The organism is Flaviflexus sp. (genome assembly GCF_052087705.1).
Taxonomy (GTDB): Bacteria; Actinomycetota; Actinomycetes; order Actinomycetales; family Actinomycetaceae; genus Flaviflexus; species Flaviflexus ciconiae.
This window is the reverse complement of sequence record NZ_JBQCYC010000003.1, coordinates 32,188-57,964: the sequence shown is the minus strand read 5'-3', so window position 1 is coordinate 57,964 and position 25,777 is coordinate 32,188. Positions and strand designations below refer to the sequence as shown.

Here is a 25,777-nt window from a genome sequence, read left to right as displayed (position 1 = left end):
GTAGCACGCTCTGAGTCACGTGCATTCTCGGTACGCCGGAGCACGCGCCGACACACCTCGGTCATTTATCTTGCCCCGAATAGGTGCTGTCGCACACGTTGGGACAGAACGCCGGTCTGACGAGCCGCGTGGTATAACGTCACATGACCGGGCTACCGGTTCCTGAGATGAAACGGAGGCTGCGGCAGGACAATGGCTTTACGGAGCCTCCTTGCGGATACTCGCCCACTGCGTAACCCGCACTTCCGCAGACTGTGGTCAGCGAACATCATCACCGTTATCGGTGCCCAGATGACACTGGTGGCGGTCCCCGCCCAGCTGTATTCCATGACGGGAAGTTCCGCGTACGTTGGACTGTCAGGCGTGTTCGGCCTTGTGCCGCTCCTGATCTTTGGACTGTGGGGCGGTGCCCTTGCCGATGCGTTTGACCGACGAAAGCTCCTCATTGGCACCGTGATCGGCATTATCGTGACCTCGGGCCTGTTCTTTGTATGGACGGCCATGGGCAACACGAATGTCTGGATCGTTCTCATAACTTTCTCTGCGCAGCAGGCCTTCTTCGCAGCCAATCAGCCGGCACGCATAGCGATCCTGCCCGAACTCCTGCCAAACAATCAGCTGCCGGCCGCCAACGCTTTGAATATGACAGTGGTATCCGCCGGCGGCATCGCAGGTCCGCTCGTCGGCGGCGCGCTGATCCCCGTGCTCGGCTTCCAGTGGCTGTACTTCGCTGATGTTTTCTTCCTTCTCCCAACCCTGCTAGCGTTCATTGGCCTACCGTCGCTGGAGCCGGAAGGCGTCGAGAAGGGCAAGGTCGTCGGGTGGCGCTCGGTTGTGGAAGGACTTGTTTACCTGGCTGGCCACAAGATTCTGCTCGCCAGCTTCCTCGTGGATCTGGTCGCCATGATCTTTGGGCTCCCGCGGGCACTTTTCCCACAGATCGCCCACGAGTCCTTCGGGTCAGAAATGGATGGTGGGCTGGCCTTCGGCATTCTTTACGCCGCCATACCTTTTGGAGCGGCCCTGGGCGGCGTGTTCTCCGGTTGGGTCTCCCGCATACAGCGTCAAGGCCGCGCCGTGATCCTCGCGATCGTTGCGTGGGGCCTGTCGATGACAGGCTTTGGCATAGCCGTCTACTTTGCGACGGGAGCTCCCGACCACTGGTTGTGGATCGGCGCCTTCTTCCTCGTCTTGGGTGGAGCAGCTGACATGGCGTCGGCTGCTTTCCGCCAAACCATGCTGCTGACCGCGGCCAGCGACAACGTGAGGGCACGCCTCCAGGGTGTCTTCTTTGTTGTTGTTTCCGGCGGTCCTCGAATCGCCGATATTGCCCACGGTGCCGCGGCCGTCTATGTCGGGACGGCGGTTGCCACGGGTGGTGGCGGAATCCTTGTTGTGCTTCTCATGCTTCTCTGTGCGCTACTCGTCCCTGCGTTTACCCGCTACCGGGTGGAGGTAACCCCGGACTGACTGCGGTGCGAAGCTCAGCAGATCAGGCCGGTGACCGTATGGATAACCGGAACGAGATCAGTTGTTGAAGTCTCGCATCTCTGAGGGCCAGTCGTACCCTTGCTAACGCCCTGACGAGGGAAATCTTTTTGTGAAACGAAGGATCGTCCCCCACAGTGATGCTGTGAGGGACGATCAGATAGCTTCATTGGCCAAGGTGGGCCTGCGGATCAGCGGAGGATGCCGATCTGGAACGGGTACTTGTAGATCTCTCCGCGGCTGGCTGCGAACGCGGCCTTAATCGGGTGCCAGAGGACGAGGATAAAGGCGACGACCCAGAGGACGATCGCAACGGGGATAAGAATGAGCGTGAAGAAGCAAATCCATGCCACAATCGACAGGACAAGCAGGGCCACCGAGTAGTTGAACGAACGGGCTGATGCTGCTCGGACGAGCGTGCTTCGATCCTTGAAGACAAGCCAGATGATAAACGGTCCGAGGAACCCGAGCCAGCCGGCGGAGAAGATCATGGAGGCGGGCGCTGACAGGTGAGCAAGAATCGCCCACGTCCGCGTGTCATCGGAGCCCATTGAGCGATCGTTGTTGTCGTACGAGTTGTACTGGCTGTTTTCCATGTTTCGATTATGCGCTATTAGCCTGCACGGTGGGGAGAATCTTGGTTATTAACGCACATACTGAACGTTAAGTCTCCGCCACCGAGTGGCGGGAGGAGGCCCGGGTGGTACGTACGGCAGTGCCCCGCTCGCAAATGAACGGGGCACCACTCCTAGCTGCTTTGTTTCTTAATCATGTCTTGGGGATTAATCGAGGATCGCAATGGAATCGGGTTCGAGGGTGATCTCGTTACCCTCGTGGACCGTGCCCCAGGTGGCCAGCACGTTACCGGACGGAACGGGTAGCGACTCGTCCGCGAGGTTGATGACCAGGCGTGCGGCGTTTCGGTGGAGGATGAGCTGACGATCGGAAATCTTCTCAAGACGAGTTGTCGACCTCTCGGGGGATGCGAAGTCGGGGACGGACTTTCGAATCGAGATGGCCTGCTTAATGAAGTCAAGGAACTCGCGGTTCTCTTCGACTTCGGACCAGTCAAGCTTCGAAGACGTGAAGGTCTGAGGATCCTGCGGATCGGGGACCTCGATCGTTTCACCGTAGATTGCTTCCCAGCCGTGGGAGGAGAACTCTTTGACCCTGCCTTCCGAAACGAGCGGGCCAAGTTCATCGTTGTGGTCCGTGAAGAACGCGAAACGGTTCTTTGTGTTCCACTCTTGGCCCTGGAAGAGCATGGGGGTGAAGGGGGAGAGCAGAACCAGGCAGGTGGATGCGAGGGCCTCGGTTTCGCTCAGATGCTCCGAGGGCCTGTCGCCGATGGCTCTGTTGCCCACCTGGTCGTGGTCCTGGTCGTAAACGACGAAGGTGTGACCGTTGATGTCGTCCGGAACGGGGGCTCCCCATTCCTTCCCACGGAAGGTGGAGGTAATGCCGTCGTGGTAGAAGACTCCGCTGAAAACCTTGGCGAGTGCCTCCGGATCGTCAAAGTCAACATAGTAGCCGTGTCCCTCACCGGTGAAGAAGGCGTGGATGGCGTGGTGAACGTCGTCCGCCCACTGCATGTCCATACCCCAGCCACCCAGGTCTGTCGGGGTGACGACCAGGGGATCGTTCAGGTCGGACTCGGCGATAAGGCGGAGCGGCCGTCCGACCTCGCCGGAGAGCGACTTTGTTGCGTCGGCTAGCTCGGCGAGTATGTGGACGTGAGAGTCGTCGATCATCGCGTGGATCGCATCGAGACGAAGAGCATCGATGTGGAAGTCGGAGAACCAGCGAAGTGCGGAGTACAGCAGGTGCTCGCGTACTCCTTCGTTACCTTCATCGTCAAAGTTGAGGGCAGTTCCCCACGGTGTTTCGTGCTTGCCGGTGAAGTAGGGGCCGAACTCTGCCAGGTAGTTACCATCGGGGCCCAGGTGGTTGTACACAACGTCAAGGCAGACGCCGAGTCCCCTGGTGTGGCAGGCATTGACGAACTCCGCGAGACCTTTGGGACCTCCGTAAGCTTCGTGCACGGCAGTCCACGAGACCCCGTCATAGCCCCAGCCCCGAGACCCCGGGAAGGGCGCAACGGGCATGAGTTCCACCATGTCAACACCGAGTTCGACAAGATGATCAAGTGCCGGGATTGCGGAGGCGAAGGTGCCGTCCTCGGTGAATGTCCCCACGTGCATCTCGTAAACCACGGCACCGCGGACGTCGACTCCCTCATAGAGGTCATCGGTCCAGTTCAGAGTTTCGGTGTCGAAGGCACGGGAAGGGCCGTGAACGCCCCACGGTTGCTCTGCGCTACGCGGATCGGGACGTAGCGGCCCACCGTCGATTGAGAAACCATAGGCCGTGCCGTGCTCGATCTCGGGTAGCTCCCAGATACCGTCGGAGCCGGTGAGCGGGATTCTCTCCAGGTCGTCGCCCGGCTTCCAGTCCTTGGTGCCGAGGAGCAGGTCGAGTGTTGTCGCCTTGGGTGCCCACATGGTTAGTCGTTTTCCTTTCGAAGAACGGCAACGGGGAAGGAGGACAGCATGTCGAGGAGAAGAACAGCTCCGCCTTCGTAGACCGTGCCGGTCAGCACATCGGTCCACGTCCCCTCGGGGATCACGACCGTGTGCTCGCCGTAGCCGCCGGTCGCAGCAGCGCCTGAATAGTGCCGTTCGGTAATGACGGCGACCTTTGGTTCGTCCAGTTCGGTACGAATGTAGGCGAAGGCATGTCCCGTCGTGACGGGAAGGGGCGCATAGCCGGAGCCTGCGCCGATAAAAGCACCCGGGGTCTCCTTCCGCAGGCGAAGGATCCGGGATACGACCCAGAGCTTTTCCTTGTCGAGCGTGGAGTGGCTCGGCCTGCCTTGCTCGTCGAGCTTGGCCAGGAGGGGAACGATGTACCTGTAGTCGACGGGCCTGCGGTTGTCAGGGTCAACGAGCGAGTTCTGGAGTACCTCTTCGCCCTGATAGTTGTCAGCAACGCCCAGGACGGTCAGCTGGATCGTCTTGGCGGCAAGCAGAGCGGACCGGACTGCGGGGGCAGTGAGTTCCACGAACTCTGTGAGCTTCTCCGTGGTGTACGGATCGGTGATGAGGTAGCGGGCATAGAGGAATAGTGCCTTCTCGGCATCCTCGTCGGGCTCTGTCCACGTTGTCCAGGTCTTCTGCTCGCGGGAGGCCTTCTCCAGGTACTGGACGAGCCGCTCGTGCTCGATCGGTCCGTCCGCAGTCCAGGTGCCAAAGATGGTCTGCCAGAGGAGATTCTCAGTACGACCGTCAAGGTTCGCAGGACGCTGTTTCTTCGCGTGCCCACGCAGATCCTCGAGGAGGTGCGACCATTCTGTCGAATACTGGGAGAGAACCGAGATCCGTGCACGCACATCCTCGCCGCGCTTCGTGTCGTGCGTTGTTCCCGCCGTCATCGTCATCGGCCACGACGGCAGGATCTTCTGAACCCAGGCATGGAACTGGTCGGCCGAGTAGGTCGGCATGACAGCGTAGGAGCCGACCTCGCAGCTCGAGGTGAGGAGGGTCCACCGGTACCAGGCGGTGTCCTCCATGCCCTTTGCCATGACCGGGCCACACGTCTGCTGGAACCGGATGATGAGCTCGGCGCGCTGCGCCTCATGGGTGCGGCCGGCGGAACCGATCTCGGCTCCGAGGAGGAGCTCAACAACGATCTCGAGGGTTTCGTGCCGATCCTCGGCTAGGCGTTTCTTGGCACGCTCGGCAGCGTCCCGCAGCGCTTTCTCTGCGACCTGCGAGGGCCGTTCACCGGGAACGACGTAAGCTCGGTACCTGTCCATCTCCAACAGAAGAGCGACGACGGAATCGCGCAGGGCCCGGAACGTGTGGTCGCGGAGCCTGACGTCTTCCTGGCAGAGCTCGGACAGGATGTGTGCGAGACGGTCGACCTCGGTGAAGAGCGAGTCACGAATGATCTCCTCCTTACCCTCCATGATGATGTCCGGCAGGTCGCCGGGGGAGTCACCGGCGATGTCGGTGAGAACCGAACCGAGAGTGACGAGACCGGCGGGATCGGTTTGGAGGGCCTGGATGCGCCAGGCTGTGTCGTAGCCCGTCGTGCCTGCAATCGGCCAGTCATCGGGAAGCTCCTCGTCGCCGTCAAGGATCTTCTCGGCAGCGACCCAGGCTCCGCCGGTGGCTTCGGAAAGTTGACGGAAGTAGCCGCGCGGATCGGCTAGGCCGTCCGGGTGGTCGATTCGGAAGCCATCAATGTGCCCTTCGTCAAAAAGCTGAAGGAGCAGTTCGTGGGTGGCGTCGAAGACCGACTTGTCCTCAACGCGGACAGCGGCGAGCGTGTCGACGTCGAAGAACCGCCGGTAGTTCAGTTCCTCGTTTGCGACCTTCCAGTAGGCCAGCCGGTAGAACTGTCGGTCGACAAGCTCAGCTAGGGGAAGCGATTCGGTCTGATCCCGAACCGGGAAAACATAATCGTAGTAGGTGAGGACGTGCTGTTCGCCCTCGTCCTCGAGGCCCGGAACAACCATGGTTTCGAGATTGAGCTCGCCGTTGGCGAGAACAGCACCGATGCGGGAGCCCAGCATCGGCATGAGCAGGCCCTCGCCGTCCTCTTCGAGTTCGATGTCGAACCAGTCGTGGTATTCAGAGTTCGGCCCGTACTTAAGTACGGACCAGAGCGCCTTGTTCAGATACAGAGGGGTTGGCACCGCCATGTGGTTCGGGACCACGTCGACGATGATTCCCATGCCGAGCTCGTGCGCTTTGTCCGTGAACTTCCGGAATGCGGCTTCTCCACCCATCGGTTGCGAGATCGTCGAATGGTCCGTGACGTCATAGCCGTGCGTGGAGCCCGGCGCCGCCTGAAGGATCGGCGAACAGTAAACGTCCGTGATCCCCAGATCAGACAGATACGGGAGGAGCTCACGTGCCTGAGAGAACGTCAGATCGGGGCCGAGTTGAAGGCGGTAGGTTGATACCGGTGCCCGGCGTCCCTCACCGGGCGTATGAGTATGGCTTGGAGCGTATGTTTGGCTGGGCTTCTCGCTCATTACTTGTCCTCCGTCGTAGCTTTTGCCTTGGCGGGCCGGGTATTGGTTACCGGTGCATCCTCGAGGTTGCCGTCAGCAAGGGGCTCCGCCCCGCTGCCTGCACCGCGATCCTCGGCGGTAACAGTGTCGTCATCGTCTTTGTCAGTATCAGCCTGCTCTGAATCAGCGGCGCTCTTGGCCTTATTCTCGGTTCCATTTGCCGAGTCGGATTCTGTCTCAGCGATCTCCTCTGCGGAGGCCGCGGTGCGTGCGGAGATCTCTTCCTCGCGCTCCTCCTGGGTGCGTACCAGAATGATGATCGAGCGGCCCTCAACGGTGACGGTCTCACCGGCTTCGAACACGTGAGGATCGGCACCGGGGTCTGCGGTGTTGATAGCTTCGTGCCAGGTCATGCCGTAGTTGGCGCCGGGCAGCGTGAAATCGATTTCGCTCGCATCGGCCGAGATCAGGAGGAGCAGGTCGTCATCTTCGATCTTTTGACCGCGGTAGTTGGGTTCGGGGATCGCGGCACCGTTGAGGTAGATCATGACGGACTTCGCGAACCAGGTGTTCCAGTCTTCGTCCTGCATGCGGTCACCGCTTGGCACGAGCCACTCGATCTCGCCCAGATGGGACTCGCCGCCATGCTCGGAACCGCCCGAGAAGAACCTGCGACGACGAAGCACCGGATGGTCGGCGCGAAACTCGATCATCTTTTTCGTGAACTCGAGCAGGTCTTCCTGGTTTTCGCTGAGATCCCAGTTAACCCAGGCCAGTTCGTTATCTTGACAGTACGTGTTGTTGTTGCCCTTCTGGGTGCGTCCCAGTTCGTCTCCGTGCGAGATCATGGGGACGCCCTGGGAGATCAGGAGGGTCGTGATGAAGTTGCGGACCTGGCGGAGCCGAAGCTGCTGAATCTTGGGATCATCGGTGGGTCCCTCGGTGCCACAGTTCCAGGAACGGTTGTGGGATTCGCCGTCGTTACCGCCCTCGCCGTTGGCCTCGTTGTGTTTCTCGTTGTAGGAGACCAGGTCCCTCATCGTGAACCCGTCATGTGCGGTCACGAAGTTAATGGAGGCCATGGGGCGGCGGCCCGAGTGCTCGTAAAGATCGGATGAGCCCGTCAGGCGGGAAGCCAGCTCCGAAAGAACCGAGGGTTCACCCCGCCAGAAGTCGCGAACCGTGTCACGGTACTGTCCGTTCCATTCGGTCCATAGGGGTGGGAACCCGCCGACGTTGTATCCGCCTTCCCCAATGTCCCAGGGCTCGGCGATCAGCTTGACCTGTGAGATCACCGGGTCCTGCTGAATAATGTCGAAAAAGGCTGAAAGCCTATCGACCGCATGCAGTTCACGCGCGAGCGTGGAGGCCAGGTCGAAGCGGAACCCGTCCACGTGCATTTCCGTCACCCAGTAGCGGAGCGAATCCATGATGAGTTGCAGGGAGTGCGGGGAGGACATGTTGAGGGAGTTGCCGGTCCCGGTCGTGTCGAAGTAGTGCTCTTCATCGCCGGGAACGAGCCGGTAGTAGGAGGCGTTATCGAGGCCGCGGAAGGACAGGGTGGGGCCCATGTGGTTGCCCTCTGCCGTGTGATTGTAGACCACGTCGAGGATGACCTCGATGTCTGCTTCGTGGAAAGCCTTTACCATGGCACGGAACTCGTCTACCTGTTCGCCGCGAGTGCCGGCTGACGAGTAGGTGTTCTCGGGCGCGAAGTAACCAATCGTGTTGTAGCCCCAGTAGTTCGACAGTCCGCGCTCTTGGAGGTGGGTGTCGTTCACGAACTGGTGCACCGGCATCAGCTCAATCGCGGTCACGCCCAGTTCTGTCAGGTGCTCGATGATCGCGGGATGCGCCAGCCCCTGGTAGGTTCCTCTCATCTCATCCGGGATGTCTGGGTGCTGCATTGTCATTCCCTTGACGTGCGCCTCGTAGATAATCGAGTTGTGGTACTCGTGTCCGGGCGGCCTGTCGTGACCCCAGTCAAAGAACGGGTTGATGACAACGGAGACCATCGTGTGGCCGAGGGAATCTTCCTTGTTCCGCTTCTTTGGGTTGTTGAAATCGTAGGAGAAGATGGCGGAGGTGTTTTCGACGTGCCCGTCGATCGCCTTCGCGTAGGGGTCGAGAAGAAGCTTCGTGGGATCGCAGCGGTGACCGTTGTCGGGATCGTAGGGTCCGTGCACGCGATATCCATAGAGCTGTCCGGGTCGTACACCGGGAATGTAGCAGTGCCAGACGAAGGCATCCACCTCGGTGAGCTCGTAGCGCTCTTCATTCTTGTCGTCGTCAAGTAAGCAGAGTTCTACCCGCTCAGCAATAGATGAGTAGATAGCGAAGTTCGTTCCCGCGCCATCAAAAGTAGCACCAAGCGGGTACGGTTTACCAGGCCAAAGTTCCATGTTCCTAGAATGTCATGAACTTGGCTCCAGTGCAGACAGGTTGTGTTGTCGGCGTAGAACTTGACTCATGTGTGAGCCACGCACGGCGCCCCGCGCACCGCCGGACCATGACCGGACATGTGGCGCACTATGACAACAAGGACTACGGCGCACCGTAGCGAGGAGTGTGGAGCCTGTTGCAATAAGGGAGATCTTGTCGGTGAGTCTTGTGGAACACGCGGCACCGAAAGTAGCCGGTCAGGTGTCCCCATCAGCGGGCTCCTGGTCGTGACCGGAGGGACGAGAATGCAGCACCGAGCCGGGCTACTGACAGGATTGATACGGTCTGGGTTGCTCGTGGTCATGCTTCCTTACCCAGCGGATGTGTGTAGGGGCGGACCGCGCTGAGCGCATGCCGCCCCGTCAGCGAGCTCACCATGAAAAGGAGACGTGCCCGCTTACAGTGAATCAGGCGAGGATGCCTGGGGCCGTGGAAGCGGGGCCGAGGTGCTGGCCGACATTCCATCGTCTTCTTGAGCAACCTTCGCGAGCTCAGGCGTGCGGTACTTGAACACCAGAACAACGAGGGTGAGGCCCACGATTGCGGACACTGAGTTCGCAATGATGAGCGGAGTTGTATCGAACACAATCCCGTACGCGAACCACAGGATGTAGCCAATGAGGAGAATAAACATCCAGCTGAGCGACACTTGCGAGGAATCTCGAGTCCGGAGGATCAACCTGATCTGGAGGACCGGTGCAAGAGCCATGACGAGACCCCAGACGGTGGTTGCGACCGTAAGGAAAGTAGACACAGATCCTTCTAAGAAATGTAGGGAATAGGGGGAGAATCAAGCACCTGTATGAGCCATGTATTCACAAATGGGAAGTAGCTGCTTTGTTGGTGAGATGAGCGGCACGTGAACAACAAGTTTCTGGCGCAAAGTTGCGGGAGAAAGCGTCAGCAACAGGCTAAGTCGTCTTCGTGATAGGTCGGCAATTTCCACGATGTCCAGCACGAACTGGCCGGAGTGGGCTTTGCGGCGAGGAAGTGGTTTCCGGTGATGCGTGGGGGAGAATCCAGCTGTTTGAAGTGACGAATAAACAGCCCAGCTATAGCGCCTAGAAACTCTGGGCTTTAGCTGGGCATTGCGGGGGAACCCCGGCGGGTCTACATCAGTTCTTTAACTTTGACGAGGTGCTCTCGGACAGCCTTCGTTCGACGCTTCTTACCAAACGTGCGCAGAACCGCAGCCTCAAGTTCGCGATCGCTCATTTCCGGATGTTTGGCTTTAATGAATTTTGCGGCATTAAGAATCTCAATGGGACTGATGTAAAGGAAAAAGCGCCTAACCGTGTTGTCGTTGGGACGGAATTCCGACCACGTGTTGGGGTCCAGGTCGCGCGGCCATACAAAGTTGTCTTCGTCGATGTACAGACCTGCGCTACGGAACTGCCGAACAAGTGCTTTTGCACGGCTCTTACTTAGCTTCTTGAGGTCGAATGAACGGGCCGTTAGCCGCGCAAGCCGCTCGACATGCACCGGACCTTCGAACGAGGCGATCTCGTTCACGACCGAACGCACGCTTTCCTTTGAACCAGTTGAGCGAAGATCGTAAAGAACGTCCTTTTCTCCTACTGGAACAACTTCCCAGGGCTCGTACGGGAGTCGCTTGAGCCCGAGTATCTGATCATCGGGATCCTCCGGTGCTTGCTCGAGTACCTCAGGGTCGGGCTCAATCTTGCCCTTTTCGTTTCCGTCGGAAGGATCGTCATCGTAGTCAGTTGTTGGTTCCAGTACCGCGGCCTTCTCAGCTGAATCCTCGGAAACACCCTCTTGCTCGGCGAGCGCGACAAGAGCTTCGCGCCGAATCCGGCGTAACTCGGTTAGGCCCTCGTCATCATTGAAGTACAGGAGCAGTTCAACCGACGCATCGGCGGCACGGTAGGCATCCCGGACGGTAAGAACCTCATTGTGTGCGCTAGCGTTGCGATAGATCTTTAGCTTATTGGCGGTCGAGCTAACGAACCGTGCGCCATTATCAAAGGGATACCCCAAGTCGCCAAGTCGTTGCGACAAAACTCTTAGCTGCGCTTGTAGATCGTTTGTCCGATATCGGTGCGACCGTTCGCTCCCCTTTTTCCCATCGAGGATCTCAAGGATCTTTGTCCACGGAAGGCCCCCGAGATATGGCTTTAGCTTGGCGGCAATGATCGGGTCCAGGCGTACGGAAAGGTGATCGAGTGTTTCTTTGACGGACAGTGAGGGCTTGAAATTCATCGTTGAATAACCATGGCTTCTATATTGGTTCTGCTGAGAGTCGAGCATTATCGATCCCTAGCGCTTCTTTGTATGGCTTTTATTCTAGTTATGAACGCTGGCTAAAACTCGCCAAAAGTCCTGTTTCAGGTCCTGGCGCTGCCGTCATAGCAAAAACTAAAGCCCCGACGTCGTCGGGGCTTTAGTGGGCGATACAGGGTTCGAACCAGTGACCTCCTCGGTGTGAACGAGGCGCTCTACCACTGAGCTAATCGCCCGTGAACCTCTTCGGGTTCGCGATTTGAACCTTATCGAACTTAGTTTGTCCGCGCCAAGTAAACACTCGGTAAAGTGGCTGAAAACTTCGTGATGCTTCCTACACTTTGCCAGTTGGACATTCGGACAGGATCCTGGCTATATTTATTGAGCACCGCCGGGAAGCCGGAAAGGTAACGCGGACGTAGCTCAGTTGGTAGAGCATCACCTTGCCAAGGTGAGGGTCGCGGGTTCGAATCCCGTCGTCCGCTCCGGGAAGCCTGAAAAGGTTTCACACGGTGGGTTGGCCGAGAGGCGAGGCAACGGCCTGCAAAGCCGTGTACACGGGTTCGAATCCCGTACCCACCTCGCAAGCGAGGGCGATTGGCGCAGCGGTAGCGCGCTTCCCTGACACGGAAGAGGTCACTGGTTCGAACCCAGTATCGCCCACCAGATAGGGCCCGAGAGTAATCTCGGGCCCTGAAGTGTTTCCGGAAGCTTTGTGGGCGTTCAGGGTTAGTTCTTAACAAGGGGACAGCCGACATCCGATTGTTAGACAACAGTGACATACGGTGCGGCGGAACAGGTGACGTAAGGCTGTTCCACCGCACCGTTGTTTTCTCTTAGGGCAGGTGACTGGCGACTAAGAGAAGCACTGGGGTCCTACTCTTCGAGGGTTGAGAGGTCGCCTTCGTCTTGGCCGAGTGCGCGTGCTCGAAGGACACGCCGCATGATCTTGCCGGAACGGGTCTTGGGGAGCTTGTCGACGAACTCGATTTCATCGGGTTTAGCGATGGGGGAGAGGTGGCTGGAGACGTGTGCTCGTAGCTCCTCGGTGAGTTCCCTGCTTCCCGCATACCCCTGATTGAGGACAACGAAGGAATGGATGGCGTTGCCTTTGACTTCGTGGGGGAGGCCGATGGCGGCTGATTCGGAGACTGCGGAGTGGGAGTTGATGGCGGCTTCGACCTCTGCGGTGCCGAGACGGTGTCCTGAGACTTTAATGACGTCGTCGGTGCGGCCAATGACCCAGAAGTATCCGTCCTCGTCACGTTTGGCAGCGTCCCCTGTCATGTACCGGCCCGGGTAGGTGGACCAGTAGGTGTCGACGAAGCGCTGATCGTCGTTGTACAGGGTCCGTGCCATGGCGGGCCAGGGATTCTTGAGGGTAAGGAAGCCTTCCTGCCCGTCCGCTACGGGGTTGCCGTGTTCGTCAAGGATCTCAGCAACCTGTCCGAAGACTGCCCGGCCTGCGGAACCGGGCTTTTGCGGCATGGAGGGGACGCCGGTGATCTGGAACATCCCGGTTTCTGTCTGCCACCAGGTATCCATGAGGGGTGCTTTGCCGCCGCCAACTACGCTGTGGAACCAGTGCCAGGCTGCCGGGTTGATGGGTTCGCCAACGGAACCAATGAGACGAAGCGATGACAGGTCGTGGCGGGTTGCCCAAGCGTCACCGAAGCGCATGAGGGAACGGATGGCGGTGGGTGCCGTATAGAAGGTCGTGATGCCGTAGTGCTCGATAAGTTTCCACCAGCGGTCCGGGTGCGGGAAGGTGGGGCCGCCCTCGTACATGAAGGTCGTGGCGCCATTCAATAATGGGCCGTACACGAGGTAGGAGTGCCCGGTTACCCACCCAGCATCGGCCGTGCACCAGAACCTGTCGTCCTCTTGGATATCGAATGTGTTCTTCAGTGTCGTGTAGGTGCCGACCATGTACCCGCCATGCGTGTGCAGGATAGCCTTGGGCTTACCGGTGGAGCCAGACGTGTAGAGAATGTAGAGCGGATCTTCAGCATCCACCTGCACGGTCTCGCATCGCCCGCGCGCGATCGGTAGGTTCTCCAGATCGTGATACCAGTGATCCCTCGTCGGATCCATGTGCACCTCGGTGCCCGTGCGCTTCACGACAATGACGTTCTCGACCGTGGGGGAGAACTTAACGGCCTCGTCGACAATGTCCTTGAGGGGGAACACGTTCCCGTTAATCCACGAACCGTCGGCCGTAATGACGAGCTTAGATTCGGAGTCATCAATGCGGGAGGACAGAGCATCCGAGGAGAAACCGGCGAACACGACCGAGTGCACGGCACCGAGCTTTGCACAGGCCAACATCGCGAAGAACACTTCGGGAATTCGGGGCAGGTAGATCGTCACCCGATCGTCCTTACGTACACCCATGGCCTTCAAAATATTCGCCATCTTCTCAACATCGCGGTTGAGAGAGAAGTACGAGAAGGTGCGAACTTCCTTACCGTCCTCAGACTCCCAGATTAGAGCAAGCTTGTTCTTATGCGGCCCGGTGATATGACGGTCGACAGCGTTCGTCACAATGTTGGTCTTGCCGCCAACAAACCACTTGTAGAACGGCGCATTCGAATCGTCGAGAACCGTCTCCCACGGCTGCGACCACTCCAGTTCGGAAGCCTGCTCTTCCCAATAGGCCAGAGGATCCGCGGCAGCCCGGTTCTCTATCTCTTGCCAGTCCTCTGCCCACGAACCAGCAGAAGCCTCGGGTGACGGCTCAAAGATAGAGCGCTCGGATGAAGTCGACATATATTTCCCTTCCCTAGTTGTGCACCAGGATGCCAGAAACCGTGAGCCATGTCTCAACGAATCCCAAACTTGTCTGATGAGTGGGTGAACGTCCATCCGCCACAAGCCCATAGCCCGCGACAAAAAAAGCCAGCATTGAGCGGAAGATTGAGGGGGCTAGGTAGGGACAAGACTGTGCTTACAGACAGCAACAAGCTCCCGCGTAACGGGCGCCCCATATTGACCGCTCAATAGCAACAACCAGTCATCGAAGTACTGCCTGCGACATCATGCCCGGCTAGGCCGCGGTTAGGCATCGACGTCGGTTCGAACAGCGAGTGGGGACAGGACCACCGATACCATGACCACCGCTACCTGGAACACGTGCACAACCGAGCTATCGGCGCCCCCGGCTGAGCGAAACCTGGGCAGATGGGTATGATGTCTGCGTGCGCACCGTCGTATGTGCGCACAGAACCGAATGGAGTAGAACCGTGCCCAACCTCGTGATCGACGGCTCGCAGATCGACATCTCAGAACCGACGACCGGCCTCACCCACTTCAGCAAGCAGAGGAACATCATCGCCCTGCGTGTCAACGGAGATCTTAAGGATCTCGACACGGACCTGACTACGCTCCCCGAAGGAGCCACGGTCGAAGGCGTTGATATCTCTGAAGAGGACGGGCTCAACATCCTCCGCCACTCCGCCACCCACGTGCTCGCCCAAGCCGTCCAGCAGATCAACCCGGACGTCAACCTCGGCATTGGCCCCTTCATTACCGACGGCTTCTACTACGACTTCGGCAACATCGAACCCGTCACCCCCGAAGATCTGAAGGCGATCGAAAAGATCATGAAGCAGATCGTCAAGGAAGGCCAGTCCTTCAAACGCCGCGTCGTCACCGAAGACGAAGCCCGCGAAGAACTCGCAGACCAGCCCTACAAACTCGAACTGCTCGGCATCAAGGGCGGCACCGACGCGGAAGACACCGCAGAAGGCGCCTCCGTCGAGGTCGGCGGCGACGAACTCACCATCTACGACAACGTCCGCCGCAACGGCGACATCGCCTGGAAAGACCTCTGCCGCGGCCCCCACGTGCCCACCACCAAGATCCTCGGCAACGCCTTCGCCCTCACCAGGTCCTCAGCAGCCTACTGGCGCGGCGACCAAAACAACGACGGCCTCCAGCGCATCTACGGCACCGCATGGCCGACCAAGGACGAACTCGTTGCCTACCAGACGCGTATCGAAGAAGCCCAGAAACGCGACCACCGCAAACTTGGCGCCGAACTCGACCTGTTCTCCTTCCCCGACGAAATCGGCTCCGGCCTGCCTGTCTTCCACCCCAAGGGCGAAATGGTCCGCATGGTCATGGAAGACTACTCCCGCAAACGCCACCTCGAAGCCGGATACTCCTTCGTCCACACCCCGCACATCACCAAGAAGAACCTCTTCGAAACCTCCAAGCACCTAGAATGGTATGCCGACGGCATGTACCCCCCGATGCACATGGACGAAGAAGTAGACGCGGACGGCAACATCACCAAGCAGGGCCAGGACTACTACCTCAAGCCCATGAACTGCCCCATGCACAACCTGATCTTCCGCTCCCGCGGACGCTCCTACCGCGAACTCCCGCTCCGCCTCTTCGAGTTCGGAACCGTCTACCGCTACGAAAAGTCCGGCGTCGTCCACGGCCTGACCCGCGCTCGCGGATTTACCCAGGACGATGCTCATATCTACACGACTCGTGAGCAGATGAAGGAGGAGCTGGCCCGCCTGCTCACCTTCGTTCTTGACCTGCTGAAGGATTACGGCATGGACGACTTCTACCTGGAGCTGTCCACCCGCGATCCCGAGAAGTCGGTGGGTGATGAGCAGACCTGGGAGGAAGCAACCCGCACCCTCGCGGAGGTTGCCCACGACACCGGCCTCCAGCTCGTTGACGATCCGGGCGGTGCGGCCTTCTACGGCCCGAAGATCTCAGTCCAGGCAAAGGACGCTCTCGGGCGCACCTGGCAGCTGTCGACGATCCAGCTGGACTTCTTCGAGCCGGACCTGTTCGAGCTTGAATACACGGCCCCCGACGGCTCTCGCCAGCGCCCCGTCATGATCCACCGCGCTCTGTTCGGCTCAATCGAACGCTTCTTCGGCGTTCTCGTTGAGCACTATGCCGGAGCTTTCCCGGCCTGGCTGGCACCCGTCCAGGTCACCTGTATCCCGGTTGCTGAGGCCTTCGAAGGCTACCTTGAAGGCGTTGCCGACAAGCTGCGCGCCGAAGGTATCCGCGTCGAGATTGACCGGAGCGACGATCGGTTCGGTAAGAAGATCCGCAATGCCGCGAAGGAGAAGGTGCCCTTCGTCGTCATCGCAGGTGGCGAGGACGCGGAAAGCGGGGCCGTTTCGTTCCGCTACCGTGACGGTTCCCAGAACAACGGGGTGCCGATCGACGAGGCCGTGGCGGAGATTGTCCGCCAGGTCAACGAACGCGTCAACCAGTAGGAGAAGCGATGCTCAGCAGGTCGGGACGCCCGCTCTTCCAGATGCTGTTCGGCCCGGTCGCACGGCTGTTCGTGCGCCTGGGGATCAGCGCCGATGCCGTGACGATTGCGGGCACGATCGCCTCTTGCACGGTGGCCCTCTGGCTCATCCCTACCGACCACCTGACGGTGGCGGCGTGGACGATCTTTGCGGTTGTCGTTTTTGACAATCTTGACGGTCAAATCGCGAGGCTCACGGGAACCTCCTCGAAGTGGGGTGCGTTCCTCGACTCGACAATGGACAGGTTTGCCGATGGTGCGATCTTCCTCGCTGTCGCCATCTGGTCGATCCTCCACGCCGACGAGTCGCTAGCCAACTGGACGGCGCTTGGTGCCGTTGTTGCCCTTCTCATGGGAGCTGTCGTTCCCTACGCGAAGGCGCGAGCCGAGTCCCTTGGCTTCACCGCCAATATTGGCCTCGCCGAGCGTGCTGACCGACTGACCGTGATCCTCGTCGGTGTGTTCTTCGTTGGGCTCGAATGGGGCGACTGGTGGCTCACGGTAGCGACCTGGCTACTTGTCGCCGCCTCCTTCTTCACCGTTATCCAGCGCATGGTAACGGTGTACAAGCAGGCGAAGGCCGAGCCGGGCGAGTCGCAGGCGGAGATCGCCTAATGGACGTGTACGCGCTTTTTAAGAGGGCCGAGGCGTTCGTCGCAAAGGCACCCGAGCCGGTCGGTAGGGGACTTTTCGATGCTGTCGGGGTAGCCGCAGCGCTCGCAAACATCAAGGGCGTCAAGCAGCTGAAGAAGAACTATCGGCGAATCGACCCGGGCCTGTCCGGCCTGAAGCTCACAGGTGCGGCTATCGCAGGTATGCGGAACTATATGCGCTACTACTACGAGATGTTCCGCGCCACCCAAATGTCCGGGGAAGAACTAAACCACCGGGTCGTTCTTGAGCCGGATGGCTACCTTCGGGCTGAGTTCGCGGGCGGCAACTCGGTTCCCGCGGCTCTCATGCACACGGGCAACTGGGATCTGGCCGGTGCGTGGGCGGAAAAGCACCTCGCTCACGTTGTCACGGTCGCGGAGAACCTCGGGGATCCCCGCATGGCGCAGGGCTTCATCGACTACCGCACGGGGCTAGGCATGACGATCTATCTTGCCGTGCCCGGCACAAACGTTTTCGAAAGCCTCGTGGAGGAAGCATCCGAGCCGGTTCTCCTGCCACTACTTGCTGACAGGGACCTCACGGCATCCGGCATGGAGACCACGTTGCTTGGCCACAACCTCATGCTGGCTCCCGGGCCCGCCCTCCTGGCGGTCAAAACAGGGCGTCCGTTCGTGCCTCTCATGATGAGGCACACCAAAGATCGGAAGGCCGCGAAGCGCCCGGGCGGAACGAAGTGGGTTACCCACATTGATGTTTTCCCTCCGATTGCTCCCACTGCCGGCCCCGATGCGTCCCGCGAAGAGCGGGAAGCAGATGTGGCACGGATGTGCCAGGAATGGATGGACTCCATTTCGGACTGGATGAAAGAACACTACGTGCATTGGCACATGCTCCAGAAGGTCTACGTGGATGACCTGGACATGGCACGATTGAGAGCACGACGAGCGGAGACAGAGTGAAGATTGGCATCGCATGCCCATATTCGTGGGATGTTCCTGGCGGCGTCCAGTTTCATATCCGTGACCTTGCGGAAGAACTGATTAGCCGCGGACATACCGTGTCCGTCATTGCGCCCGCCACGGAGGGCACGGAACTCCCCGACTTTGTTGTGCCCACGGGCGCCGCGATCCCGATCCCGTACAACGGCTCCGTTGCACGCCTCGCCTTCGGCCCCCGCGTCAGCTGGCAGGTTCGCAAGTGGCTGCAGACCAATCAGTTTGATGTGCTGCACGTACACGAGCCCTTTGTTCCCTCGCTGGCGATGTTGGCTCTTATGAGCGCGGAATGTCCCGTTGTTTCTACATCCCATACGGCGATGGACCGCTCGAAGTTCCTGTCGATCGCTTCCCCGCTCCTCGTTCCGGTACTGGAGAAGACTCGGGCCCGGATCGCCGTCTCGGAAGAGGCACGCAGGACGGCCGTCGAGCACCTGGGTGGCGATGCGTACGTGATTCCGAACGGCGTCAGCGTCAAAAACTTCACGGTGTCCGGTAAGGATCCCCGCTTCACGGGAACCCCGGACAGCCCGACGATTGGTTTCCTGGGCAGGATCGACGAGCCACGCAAGGGACTGCCAATCCTTTCAGGCGCCGTTGCCGAGGTTCTCGCGGCCTATCCGAAGGCCCGGTTCTTCGTGGCCGGACGCGGCGACAATTCGAAGGCGCTCGAAATCCTGGGTGACAACGCTGCAGCGGTCACCTTCCTTGGGTCTGTCTCCGAGGAAGACAAGGCGGCCCTGCTATCGTCTGTCGACATCTATGTGGCACCCCAGACCGGCGGTGAATCGTTCGGAATCGTTCTCATCGAGGCAATGAGTTCCGGTTCCTTCGTTGTCTCCTCCGATATCCCTGCCTTCCAGGCGGTCCTCGACCACGGCACCTATGGAGACCATTTCCGTAGCGAACATCCCGAGGACCTGGCCCGCGTCATCATCAAGGCCCTGGGCGAGCCCGAAAGGCGAGCAGCCACGATCGAGTCTGCCAAGCAAGCCGCGTGGCGATACGACTGGTCGACCGTTGCCTCTCAGATTCTTTCCGTCTATTCCATCGCGGTGAACACCGCCGGCAAGAGAGTAGCGGGGTGGGGCAAGTGAACTGGCCCGTTTTCTTCATCGTCCTCGTCGCCGTGATCCTCGTGATTCTCGGCCTTATCTGGATCATTAACGCCCGCCGACTCGACCGCCTGCACCGCACCGTCATCCAGTCCCGTCTCACCCTCAACGAGGCACTCACGCACCGCGCCGCGGCAGCCTCCGACTTCTCATCGTCGGGTGCGCTCGACGTTGCGGGAGCGATCCTGCTGGCGGACGCCTCGCAGCAGTCGATCTCCCAGGCCCACGTGCCGCTCTCGGACGATGGTTTGGAAGACGGTCCCGGACACCGCCGTCCCACCCGGCAAGCAGATGAGGATCGTCTCACGACAGAATCGAATCTTTCCCGCACGCTCCGGCTTGTCCTCGACGGCCTGGAAGAGGGCGAACTGACCGAGGAACAGAAGAGACTCCTCGATGAGCTCACCGAGGCCCGCGAGAATGTCCGCCTTGCCAGAAGATTCCACAACGCCTTCGTTGACCAGGCGCGCCGCCTGCGCTCCAACGCTTCCGTCCGCGTCACTCGTAGCGCTGGCGGGGCACCCATGCCCATGCCGGTCGACATGGACGACGTTTAGGATCCCGGTTTCCCCCCATCCCTCACCGTTGGCTCGTTGACGTTCAGCGAACCAGCTTAAGGGGTGCAGAAGCTGACGTGGTGCTCGTTAACGTTAGGCGGGCGGTCAGGCTTATTCCCGGTCCTGGGGCTGCATGCTGCAGCGATTCCCACGTTGGTCGTGTCGGAGTGATCTGGTGAGTGTTGCCCAGGGGAAGACTTCCCCTGTCGGTTGCGTACGGAGGCGTCCGTTTTGGTTACTCTTGAGGCATGTCGCAGCCCTACCAGCAGTATCCGCCTAACCAGCGATATCAGCAGGCTCCCAATCAGCAGCGGTACTATCCGCCACAGGGTCAGCCCTACTCTCGATCGCACGAGCGGCCCTGGGTCCCGTCCCAGAACCCGCAACAGGTTCCCACCTATATGCCGTGGAAGCTGCCGCCCCGGCATTCGCCCGTTTTCTACGTCATGGTGGCCGCACTTGCCTTCCTCGGCGTCCTGGGATTCATCATGGTTCTGCCCATGCTCACGGAGAGCGCTGGAAACGCCGGTGCGATATCCGCGGGGATTGTCGCTCTCATTCCGGTCGTTGTCGTCAGCGCGCTGGTGTGGTGGATCGACTCCTGGGAGCCGGAGCCGAAATGGCTCATGGTGGCAATGTTCCTCTGGGGTGGCGGCGTGGCAGTCGCAATTTCCGCATGGCTCAACACTGCATGGGGTGAGGCCATGTGGCGGTCGTCAGGTAGCCCGATCAAGGGCGAGATCTGGTCGGCGATCGTCTCTGCTCCGATCGTTGAGGAAGCCGCCAAGGGGCTCGGCGTCGTCCTGCTCTTCGTGTTCTTTAAGAAGAACTTCAACGGCCCCATTGATGGCATTTGCTACGGCGCCATGTCGGGACTGGGTTTTGCCTTCACCGAGAACATTCTCTACTTCACTCGGTTCTACGACGACCTGGGCGAGATCGCTCTGTTGCGCTTCTCCTCCCCACTCCTGCACCCGCTGTGCACCGCCTGCATCGGAATGTTCCTTGGCTTCGCGGTCTACGCGAAGTCGAGATGGATGGCGTTGCCGCTACTCGTTCCCGGTTTCCTTATCGGCGCCTCCATCCACTTCATGCACAACGGGTGGGCGACCATCACCGACGTCAACGTGGTCCTGACCGGCGAGGGCTCCATGGGCTTCAACTACTTCGCCGTGCAAATACCGTCCTACATAGCTGCCCTGATATTGGTTCTCTGGTTCCGGAAGGAAGAAGAAATGATTATCCGAGAACGCCTGGGGGAGTACCAGCGGGCGGGCTGGCTGGCAGTGCACGAGGTGGACATGATGGGAAGCCTCGAGGGCAGGCGGAAGGCCCGTGCCTGGGCCAAGTCCCGAGGCCCACTCGCGGTCAACGGGATGAAGCGGTTCCAGGAAGAAACCGCGCACCTGGCGCTCAACCGGCAGCGCGCCGCCCTGCAAACCATGACCGTGCCCAGAGCGCAGCGGGAGGAAGCCCGCACTCTCAACTCGATCGGAAGAGCACGCGAGATGTTCATGGCGGGAGTACGTTGAGGCAGACAAGGATGGGGATTCGATGAGCGGGGAAGACGAGTGGACGCCCGGCCCTGATGGGATCCTTGAGCGGAACGCGGCCCGGGTTGTCCTGATCGATGAAGAGGGCCGCATCTTCCTCATTCGCGGGCACGACACCGAAGATCCCAATCATTCGTGGTGGTTCACGGTTGGCGGTGGGATTGATCCCGGGGAGGATCCTGTCGACGGCGCGGCCCGCGAGCTGTATGAGGAGACCGGATTGGCGGTCGATCCCGACCGCCTTGTCGGCCCGGTTCTTCAAAGGAGCGCCGTCTTTCGTTTCACGTTCCACCTGCGCAGGCAATACGAGAGATTCTATCTTCTCCATGTGAGCAACAGCGAGGCTGAGAGCATCTCGCTATGGAACCAGGACTACTTAACCGAGCTTGAGAAGGAAGTTCTCGACGAGGTTGCCTGGTGGCGAGTCGACGAGATCGAGAACGCCCGGCAAAACGGTGTTGCCATCTATCCGGAAGGCATTGCTCAGCTTGCCAAGGGATGGTTCGAGGGCTGGGACGGCTCGCTTACGGTCATCGAGGACGCCTGAGAGTCAGGTAAAGGGATACACTGGGTCGGTAATCCAATCTGTTAGGAGTTATCAACCGTGTCGGGACATTCAAAGTGGGCAACCACCAAGCACAAGAAGGCCGCGCTCGACGCTAAGCGTGGCAAGCTCTTTGCGCGCCTCATCAAGAACATCGAGGTGGCCGGGAGGACCGGTGGCCCCGATCCCGCCGGTAACCCGACGCTCTACGACGCAATCCAGAAGGCCAAGAAGAACTCCGTTCCGGCCGACAACATTGACCGCGCACTTAAGCGCGCCTCCGGTGAGGGCGAAGACGGCGTCCAGTACGAGTCGATCATGTACGAGGGCTACGCCTCCGGTGGCGTTGCCATCCTCATCGAGTGCCTGACCGACAACCGCAACCGCGCAGCCTCCGAGCTCCGCGTTGCCCTCACCCGCAACGGCGGCACGCTCGCCGACCCGGGCTCCGTTGCCTACCTGTTTGCTCGCAAGGGAGTCGTCGAGGTCTCGAAGACCGATGACGTCACCGAGGACGACATTCTTATGGCGGTGCTGGATGCAGGCGCTGACGAGGTCAACGACGAGGGCGAAACCTACGAGATTGTGTCCGAACCGAATGACGTGGTTGCCGTCCGCACTGCCCTTCAGGAGGCCGGATACGACTACGATTCCGCGGAAGTCCAGTTTGTGCCCTCGATGAAGGTTGAGGTCAACAAGGAAGACGCCGAGAAGGTCATGAAGGTCATCGACGCCGTGGAAGACCTTGACGACGTTCAGAACGTTTACTCGAACGTTGATATCCCAGATGATGTTCTGGCTCAGATGAACGAGGACTGATGTCCGCAGGAGCACTCTGCGTGCTCGTCGCCGCGGTGATTCTCGGCGGGACCCTGCAGCGGGTATCGGGCATGGGAATGGGACTCGTCCTATCCCCGGTGCTCGCCCTCCTGCTTGGCCCAGCCACCGGCGTCACGGTGACAAACATGACGACCGTCATGAGCGCCCTACTCATAGGATTTGTGCTCAGGGCCGGAATCGACTGGAAACGGTTCGGCATCATCGCGCCCTCTGCCCTCCTGGGAGCAATCCCCGGAGGGCAGCTCGTTCGCGAACTCGACGGCAACTGGCTATCAGTTATGGTCGGTGCACTTCTTCTCCTTGCCCTGCTCGTCACCGTCGGTGCGGGCAAACTCAGGGGCCTTCCGCACCTCACCAATCCTGCCTGGCTTGTTCCCTTTGCGGCCCTTGGCGCATTTTTAAACACGGTCTCCGGAGTCGCCGCACCGGCCCTGGTCATCTACGCGCTCCTGTCGCGCTGGGACCAGCGTTCTTTCCAGGCCACGCTCCAACCCGTCTTCCTGCTGTTCGGTGCGCTGTCTGTCGCCGTCAAAGTCCTCATCGGAGCCACCCCGCTCAGCGTCCTACCGGACCCCTGGATTCTTCTCGTGATTCTTGCGGGAGTCCTGGTCGCAATCGCGATCGGAGGGCAACTCTCGAAGCGTGTGAGTCCACAGAAGGCCCGTGCCGCTGCCATCCTCGTCGCCGGTGCCGGAGCCGTGTCGGCCCTCATCCGCGGGCTCATCGGTGCGCTAGGTTAGTTCCGGAGGAACCATGAGAATCTTGGGAGTAGACCCCGGCCTCACCCGCTGCGGTATCGGAGTCATCGATGCATCGGGAGCCCGGCAGGTCAGCTACGTTGACGTCGCCGTTGTTCGGTCAACCGCCGACACAGCGCCGCACCGCAGGCTCGAAATCATCGCCGACGGCATCGACGAGATGATGAAAAAGCACGGCCCCGACGTTGTTGCTGTTGAGCGCATGTTCGCCGAGGACAACGTTCGTTCGATCATCGGCACCGCCCAGGTCGCCGGCGTCGCCATGCTTGCCGCCTCTCGCGCGAAGCTTCCCCTCGCCCTTCACTCGCCTTCCGAGGTCAAGGCCGCCGTGACGGGAGATGGCAGGGCTGAGAAGAAGGCCGTTCAGCTCATGGTGCAGCGCATCCTCCGGCTTAACGCACCACCGAAGCCCGCCGATGCTGCGGACGCCCTTGCCCTTGCCATCACCCACGCATGGCGTGGGGGAGCGATATCGCGGAGTGAAACGGCCGAGGGCGCTCAGCACGGTGGAGCGATGATGCCGGGGGTCCCCGGTGAGGGCATGACGGCCGCCCAGCGTGCCTGGGCCGAAGGTGAGCGTTCACGACGCATGTCCGGCATCGTTGCACAACAGATGGCGGGGCGTGCACGCGAAAAGCGCGGCCGCTGATAGTATTGGAACAATTGTTCGATTCCAGGGAGGTTACATGATCTCGCTCGTCAGGGGTACGGTCCTGAAGACCACGGCAAGTACCGCGATCATCGATGTCGGGGGCATTGGCTTCTCGGTCATTGCGACCCCAACAACACTGTCGGAGCTGAGGGTGGGGCAAGAGGGCACCATCTATACGTCCTTCGTCGTCCGCGAAGAATCGATGACTCTCTACGGCTTTGCGGATGAGGACGAGCGGAACACCTTCGAGATTCTCACCACGGTCTCCGGCATTGGCCCGAAGATTGGTTTGGCCGTGCTTTCGGTCCACACTCCCGACATACTTCGTTCAATCGTCGAGCGGAAAGATATCCCCGGGTTGACCCAGGTTCCCGGCATTGGTCAGAAGGGTGCTCAGCGCATTCTTCTTGAACTGGGTAACAAGCTTGGGCCCGCCACCTCCCAGGTGGAGGCCGTAGCCCCGGCGTCGGCTTCCGCCGACGTGGTCGCAGCTCTCGTTGGTCTGGGCTGGAACGAGGATGTGGCCGCGCGCACGGTTTCGGATGTGGAAGCTGAGCATGGCGCGATGCCGGTGTCGCAGACGCTTCGCGTTGCGTTGCAGAAGCTGGGCGGTAAGCGATGAGCGAGGACTACTCGATCACCGACGCCGAAGCACCTGCCACCGAACGTGCCGCAGAGGTGGCTCTGCGCCCCAAAGTTCTTGACGAGTTTGTTGGCCAGGAAGTTGTCCGCACCCAGCTGTCGCTCGTCCTTCAAGCCGCCATTGCCCGCGGGGCAACTCCCGACCACGTTTTGCTGTCGGGTCCGCCCGGCCTTGGTAAGACAACACTCGCAATGATCATTGCCGCCGAGGTTGGTGGAGCTCTCCGGCTGACCTCGGGCCCCGCGATTCAGCACGCTGGCGATCTGGCGGCCGTGCTGTCCTCCCTCCAGGAGGGCGATGTTCTCTTCATCGACGAGATCCACCGTCTGGCCCGGCCCGCGGAGGAGATGCTCTACCTGGCCATGGAAGACTTTCGCGTTGACGTCATGGTCGGTAAAGGTCCGGGTGCGACGTCGATTCCGCTTCCCCTGCCGCCGTTCACGGTCGTCGGTGCGACCACCCGAGCGGGCCTCCTCCCGGCTCCGCTGCGGGATCGCTTTGGTTTTACAGGGCACCTCGAGTTCTACTCGGCGGATGAGCTGGCCCAGGTTGTTACTCGATCGGCGCTACTGCTCGAAGCCGATCTAACGCAGGATGCGGCGCACGAGTTGGCGAGCCGTTCGCGCGGCACGCCACGTATTGCTAACCGTCTGCTCCGCCGCGTCCAGGACTGGGCTCAGATTAAAGGCACCGGTGTTCTCGACCTATCGGCCGCGAAGGCGGCACTCGAGGTTTTCGAGGTCGATGATCTCGGTTTGGACCGCCTCGACCGAGCCGTTCTGGAGCTGGTGTGCACGAGATTCGGCGGCGGACCTGTGGGATTGACCACCCTGGCGATCTCTGTGGGAGAGGAACCGGAGACCGTTGAGTCGGTTGCCGAGCCCTTCCTAGTCCGCGAGGGACTGCTGGTTCGTACACCTCGGGGGAGGGCCGCGACCCCCGCCGCTTTCAAGCACCTGGGACTGCAGCCACCGGAAAGCACTCTCTTCGATCCCTAAGCTTTCTGCCGTATACTCTGGTCTGA

At 60.2% G+C, this 25,777-nt stretch carries 20 protein-coding genes and 4 tRNA genes; 16 read left to right on the top strand and 8 right to left on the bottom strand.

What is annotated here, in order from left to right:
- The first annotated feature begins 192 nt into the window (after positions 1-192).
- On the top strand, positions 193-1,470 hold the full coding sequence (locus ACTHUY_RS02700; RefSeq protein WP_441677564.1) for an MFS transporter: 1,278 nt from the start codon (positions 193-195) through the stop codon (positions 1,468-1,470).
- Positions 1,471-1,679: 209 nt separating this feature from the next.
- Here the strand turns inward: ACTHUY_RS02700 and ACTHUY_RS02695 are convergent, their stop codons facing one another.
- From ACTHUY_RS02695 to ACTHUY_RS02665, 7 genes are all read right to left on the bottom strand, one after another.
- Positions 1,680-2,084, bottom strand: a complete 405-nt coding sequence (locus tag ACTHUY_RS02695; protein ID WP_206501772.1) for a DUF4870 domain-containing protein — start codon at positions 2,082-2,084, stop codon at positions 1,680-1,682.
- 186 nt (positions 2,085-2,270) lie between these two features.
- Positions 2,271-3,989, bottom strand: coding sequence for a malto-oligosyltrehalose trehalohydrolase (gene treZ, locus ACTHUY_RS02690; RefSeq protein ID WP_441677562.1), 1,719 nt, complete (start codon positions 3,987-3,989; stop codon positions 2,271-2,273).
- A gap of 2 nt (positions 3,990-3,991) precedes the next feature.
- A complete protein-coding gene (treY, locus tag ACTHUY_RS02685) occupies positions 3,992-6,529 on the bottom strand; it encodes a malto-oligosyltrehalose synthase (RefSeq protein WP_441677560.1) in 2,538 nt (845 codons plus the stop codon).
- Positions 6,529-8,910: a glycogen debranching protein GlgX gene (gene glgX / locus ACTHUY_RS02680; RefSeq protein ID WP_441677559.1), complete on the bottom strand. Its 2,382-nt coding sequence runs from the start codon at positions 8,908-8,910 to the stop codon at positions 6,529-6,531. Before glgX ends, treY begins: the two co-directional genes overlap by 1 nt.
- Before the next feature lie 437 nt (positions 8,911-9,347).
- A complete protein-coding gene (locus tag ACTHUY_RS02675; protein WP_441655781.1) occupies positions 9,348-9,704 on the bottom strand; it encodes a SemiSWEET family sugar transporter in 357 nt (118 codons plus the stop codon).
- A 356-nt stretch (positions 9,705-10,060) separates the two neighbouring features.
- The gene (locus tag ACTHUY_RS02670) at positions 10,061-11,170 is read right to left on the bottom strand and encodes a Swt1 family HEPN domain-containing protein (protein ID WP_441655780.1); all 1,110 of its coding nucleotides are present in this window, start codon (positions 11,168-11,170) and stop codon (positions 10,061-10,063) included.
- A 185-nt stretch (positions 11,171-11,355) separates the two neighbouring features.
- Positions 11,356-11,427, bottom strand: a tRNA-Val gene (locus ACTHUY_RS02665).
- Positions 11,428-11,603: 176 nt separating this feature from the next.
- Here ACTHUY_RS02665 and ACTHUY_RS02660 point away from each other — a divergent pair.
- From ACTHUY_RS02660 to ACTHUY_RS02650, 3 genes are all read left to right on the top strand, one after another.
- Positions 11,604-11,676 (top strand) — tRNA-Gly (locus tag ACTHUY_RS02660).
- 26 nt (positions 11,677-11,702) lie between these two features.
- A tRNA-Cys gene (locus ACTHUY_RS02655) sits at positions 11,703-11,773 on the top strand.
- A 9-nt stretch (positions 11,774-11,782) separates the two neighbouring features.
- Positions 11,783-11,857 (top strand) — tRNA-Val (locus tag ACTHUY_RS02650).
- A gap of 210 nt (positions 11,858-12,067) precedes the next feature.
- Here the strand turns inward: ACTHUY_RS02650 and acs are convergent.
- Positions 12,068-13,960: an acetate--CoA ligase gene (gene acs, locus ACTHUY_RS02645; RefSeq protein ID WP_441677557.1), complete on the bottom strand. Its 1,893-nt coding sequence runs from the start codon at positions 13,958-13,960 to the stop codon at positions 12,068-12,070.
- Between the two features lie 473 nt (positions 13,961-14,433).
- On the opposite strand from acs, the gene thrS reads away from it, so the two are divergent.
- The 12 genes from thrS to ruvB all read left to right on the top strand — a co-directional run bounded on the left by thrS (position 14,434) and on the right by ruvB (position 25,751).
- Positions 14,434-16,443 carry a threonine--tRNA ligase gene (gene thrS / locus ACTHUY_RS02640; RefSeq protein ID WP_441654821.1) on the top strand — a complete coding sequence of 670 codons (2,010 nt, stop codon included), beginning with the start codon at positions 14,434-14,436 and terminating at the stop codon, positions 16,441-16,443.
- 8 nt (positions 16,444-16,451) lie between these two features.
- Positions 16,452-17,096, top strand: a complete 645-nt coding sequence (pgsA, locus tag ACTHUY_RS02635; protein ID WP_441654822.1) for a phosphatidylinositol phosphate synthase — start codon at positions 16,452-16,454, stop codon at positions 17,094-17,096.
- Positions 17,096-18,055: a phosphatidylinositol mannoside acyltransferase gene (locus ACTHUY_RS02630; protein WP_441654823.1), complete on the top strand. Its 960-nt coding sequence runs from the start codon at positions 17,096-17,098 to the stop codon at positions 18,053-18,055. The genes pgsA and ACTHUY_RS02630 overlap by 1 nt, the downstream gene beginning before the upstream one ends.
- A complete protein-coding gene (locus ACTHUY_RS02625; protein WP_441654824.1) occupies positions 18,052-19,188 on the top strand; it encodes a glycosyltransferase family 4 protein in 1,137 nt (378 codons plus the stop codon). The genes ACTHUY_RS02630 and ACTHUY_RS02625 overlap by 4 nt, the downstream gene beginning before the upstream one ends.
- Positions 19,185-19,763 (top strand): hypothetical protein, encoded by a 579-nt coding sequence (locus tag ACTHUY_RS02620; RefSeq protein ID WP_441654825.1) that lies wholly within the window; start codon positions 19,185-19,187, stop codon positions 19,761-19,763. Before ACTHUY_RS02625 ends, ACTHUY_RS02620 begins: the two co-directional genes overlap by 4 nt.
- A gap of 248 nt (positions 19,764-20,011) precedes the next feature.
- Complete coding sequence (locus ACTHUY_RS02615; RefSeq protein WP_441654826.1) at positions 20,012-21,295, top strand: PrsW family glutamic-type intramembrane protease; 1,284 nt, start codon at positions 20,012-20,014, stop codon at positions 21,293-21,295.
- A gap of 22 nt (positions 21,296-21,317) precedes the next feature.
- Positions 21,318-21,863, top strand: coding sequence for an NUDIX hydrolase (locus tag ACTHUY_RS02610; RefSeq protein ID WP_441654827.1), 546 nt, complete (start codon positions 21,318-21,320; stop codon positions 21,861-21,863).
- Between the two features lie 57 nt (positions 21,864-21,920).
- Positions 21,921-22,679, top strand: coding sequence for a YebC/PmpR family DNA-binding transcriptional regulator (locus ACTHUY_RS02605; protein ID WP_441677554.1), 759 nt, complete (start codon positions 21,921-21,923; stop codon positions 22,677-22,679).
- Entirely contained in the window at positions 22,679-23,440 is a 762-nt protein-coding gene (locus ACTHUY_RS02600) for a sulfite exporter TauE/SafE family protein (protein WP_126703269.1), read from the top strand. The genes ACTHUY_RS02605 and ACTHUY_RS02600 overlap by 1 nt, the downstream gene beginning before the upstream one ends.
- A 13-nt stretch (positions 23,441-23,453) precedes the next feature.
- The gene (gene ruvC / locus ACTHUY_RS02595; RefSeq protein ID WP_441654829.1) at positions 23,454-24,107 is read left to right on the top strand and encodes a crossover junction endodeoxyribonuclease RuvC; all 654 of its coding nucleotides are present in this window, start codon (positions 23,454-23,456) and stop codon (positions 24,105-24,107) included.
- A gap of 37 nt (positions 24,108-24,144) precedes the next feature.
- Entirely contained in the window at positions 24,145-24,732 is a 588-nt protein-coding gene (gene ruvA, locus ACTHUY_RS02590; RefSeq protein WP_126703271.1) for a Holliday junction branch migration protein RuvA, read from the top strand.
- Positions 24,729-25,751, top strand: coding sequence for a Holliday junction branch migration DNA helicase RuvB (gene ruvB / locus ACTHUY_RS02585; RefSeq protein ID WP_441654830.1), 1,023 nt, complete (start codon positions 24,729-24,731; stop codon positions 25,749-25,751). Before ruvA ends, ruvB begins: the two co-directional genes overlap by 4 nt.
- Positions 25,752-25,777 lie beyond the last annotated feature (26 nt).

Excerpts from the sequence above, each read along its gene's own strand:
- ACTHUY_RS02700 (WP_441677564.1), top strand. The coding sequence starts at position 193 with ATGGCTTTACGGAGCCTCCTTGCGGATACTCGCCCACTGCGTAACCCG.
- ACTHUY_RS02695 (WP_206501772.1), bottom strand. The coding sequence starts at position 2,084 with ATGGAAAACAGCCAGTACAACTCGTACGACAACAACGATCGCTCAATG.
- treZ (WP_441677562.1), bottom strand. The coding sequence starts at position 3,989 with ATGTGGGCACCCAAGGCGACAACACTCGACCTGCTCCTCGGCACCAAG.
- treY (WP_441677560.1), bottom strand. The coding sequence starts at position 6,529 with ATGAGCGAGAAGCCCAGCCAAACATACGCTCCAAGCCATACTCATACG.
- glgX (WP_441677559.1), bottom strand. The coding sequence starts at position 8,910 with ATGGAACTTTGGCCTGGTAAACCGTACCCGCTTGGTGCTACTTTTGAT.
- ACTHUY_RS02670 (WP_441655780.1), bottom strand. The coding sequence starts at position 11,170 with ATGAATTTCAAGCCCTCACTGTCCGTCAAAGAAACACTCGATCACCTT.
- acs (WP_441677557.1), bottom strand. The coding sequence starts at position 13,960 with ATGTCGACTTCATCCGAGCGCTCTATCTTTGAGCCGTCACCCGAGGCT.
- pgsA (WP_441654822.1), top strand. The coding sequence starts at position 16,452 with ATGCTCAGCAGGTCGGGACGCCCGCTCTTCCAGATGCTGTTCGGCCCG.
- ACTHUY_RS02630 (WP_441654823.1), top strand. The coding sequence starts at position 17,096 with ATGGACGTGTACGCGCTTTTTAAGAGGGCCGAGGCGTTCGTCGCAAAG.
- ACTHUY_RS02615 (WP_441654826.1), top strand. The coding sequence starts at position 20,012 with ATGTCGCAGCCCTACCAGCAGTATCCGCCTAACCAGCGATATCAGCAG.
- ACTHUY_RS02610 (WP_441654827.1), top strand. The coding sequence starts at position 21,318 with ATGAGCGGGGAAGACGAGTGGACGCCCGGCCCTGATGGGATCCTTGAG.
- ACTHUY_RS02600 (WP_126703269.1), top strand. The coding sequence starts at position 22,679 with ATGTCCGCAGGAGCACTCTGCGTGCTCGTCGCCGCGGTGATTCTCGGC.
- ruvC (WP_441654829.1), top strand. The coding sequence starts at position 23,454 with ATGAGAATCTTGGGAGTAGACCCCGGCCTCACCCGCTGCGGTATCGGA.
- ruvA (WP_126703271.1), top strand. The coding sequence starts at position 24,145 with ATGATCTCGCTCGTCAGGGGTACGGTCCTGAAGACCACGGCAAGTACC.
- ruvB (WP_441654830.1), top strand. The coding sequence starts at position 24,729 with ATGAGCGAGGACTACTCGATCACCGACGCCGAAGCACCTGCCACCGAA.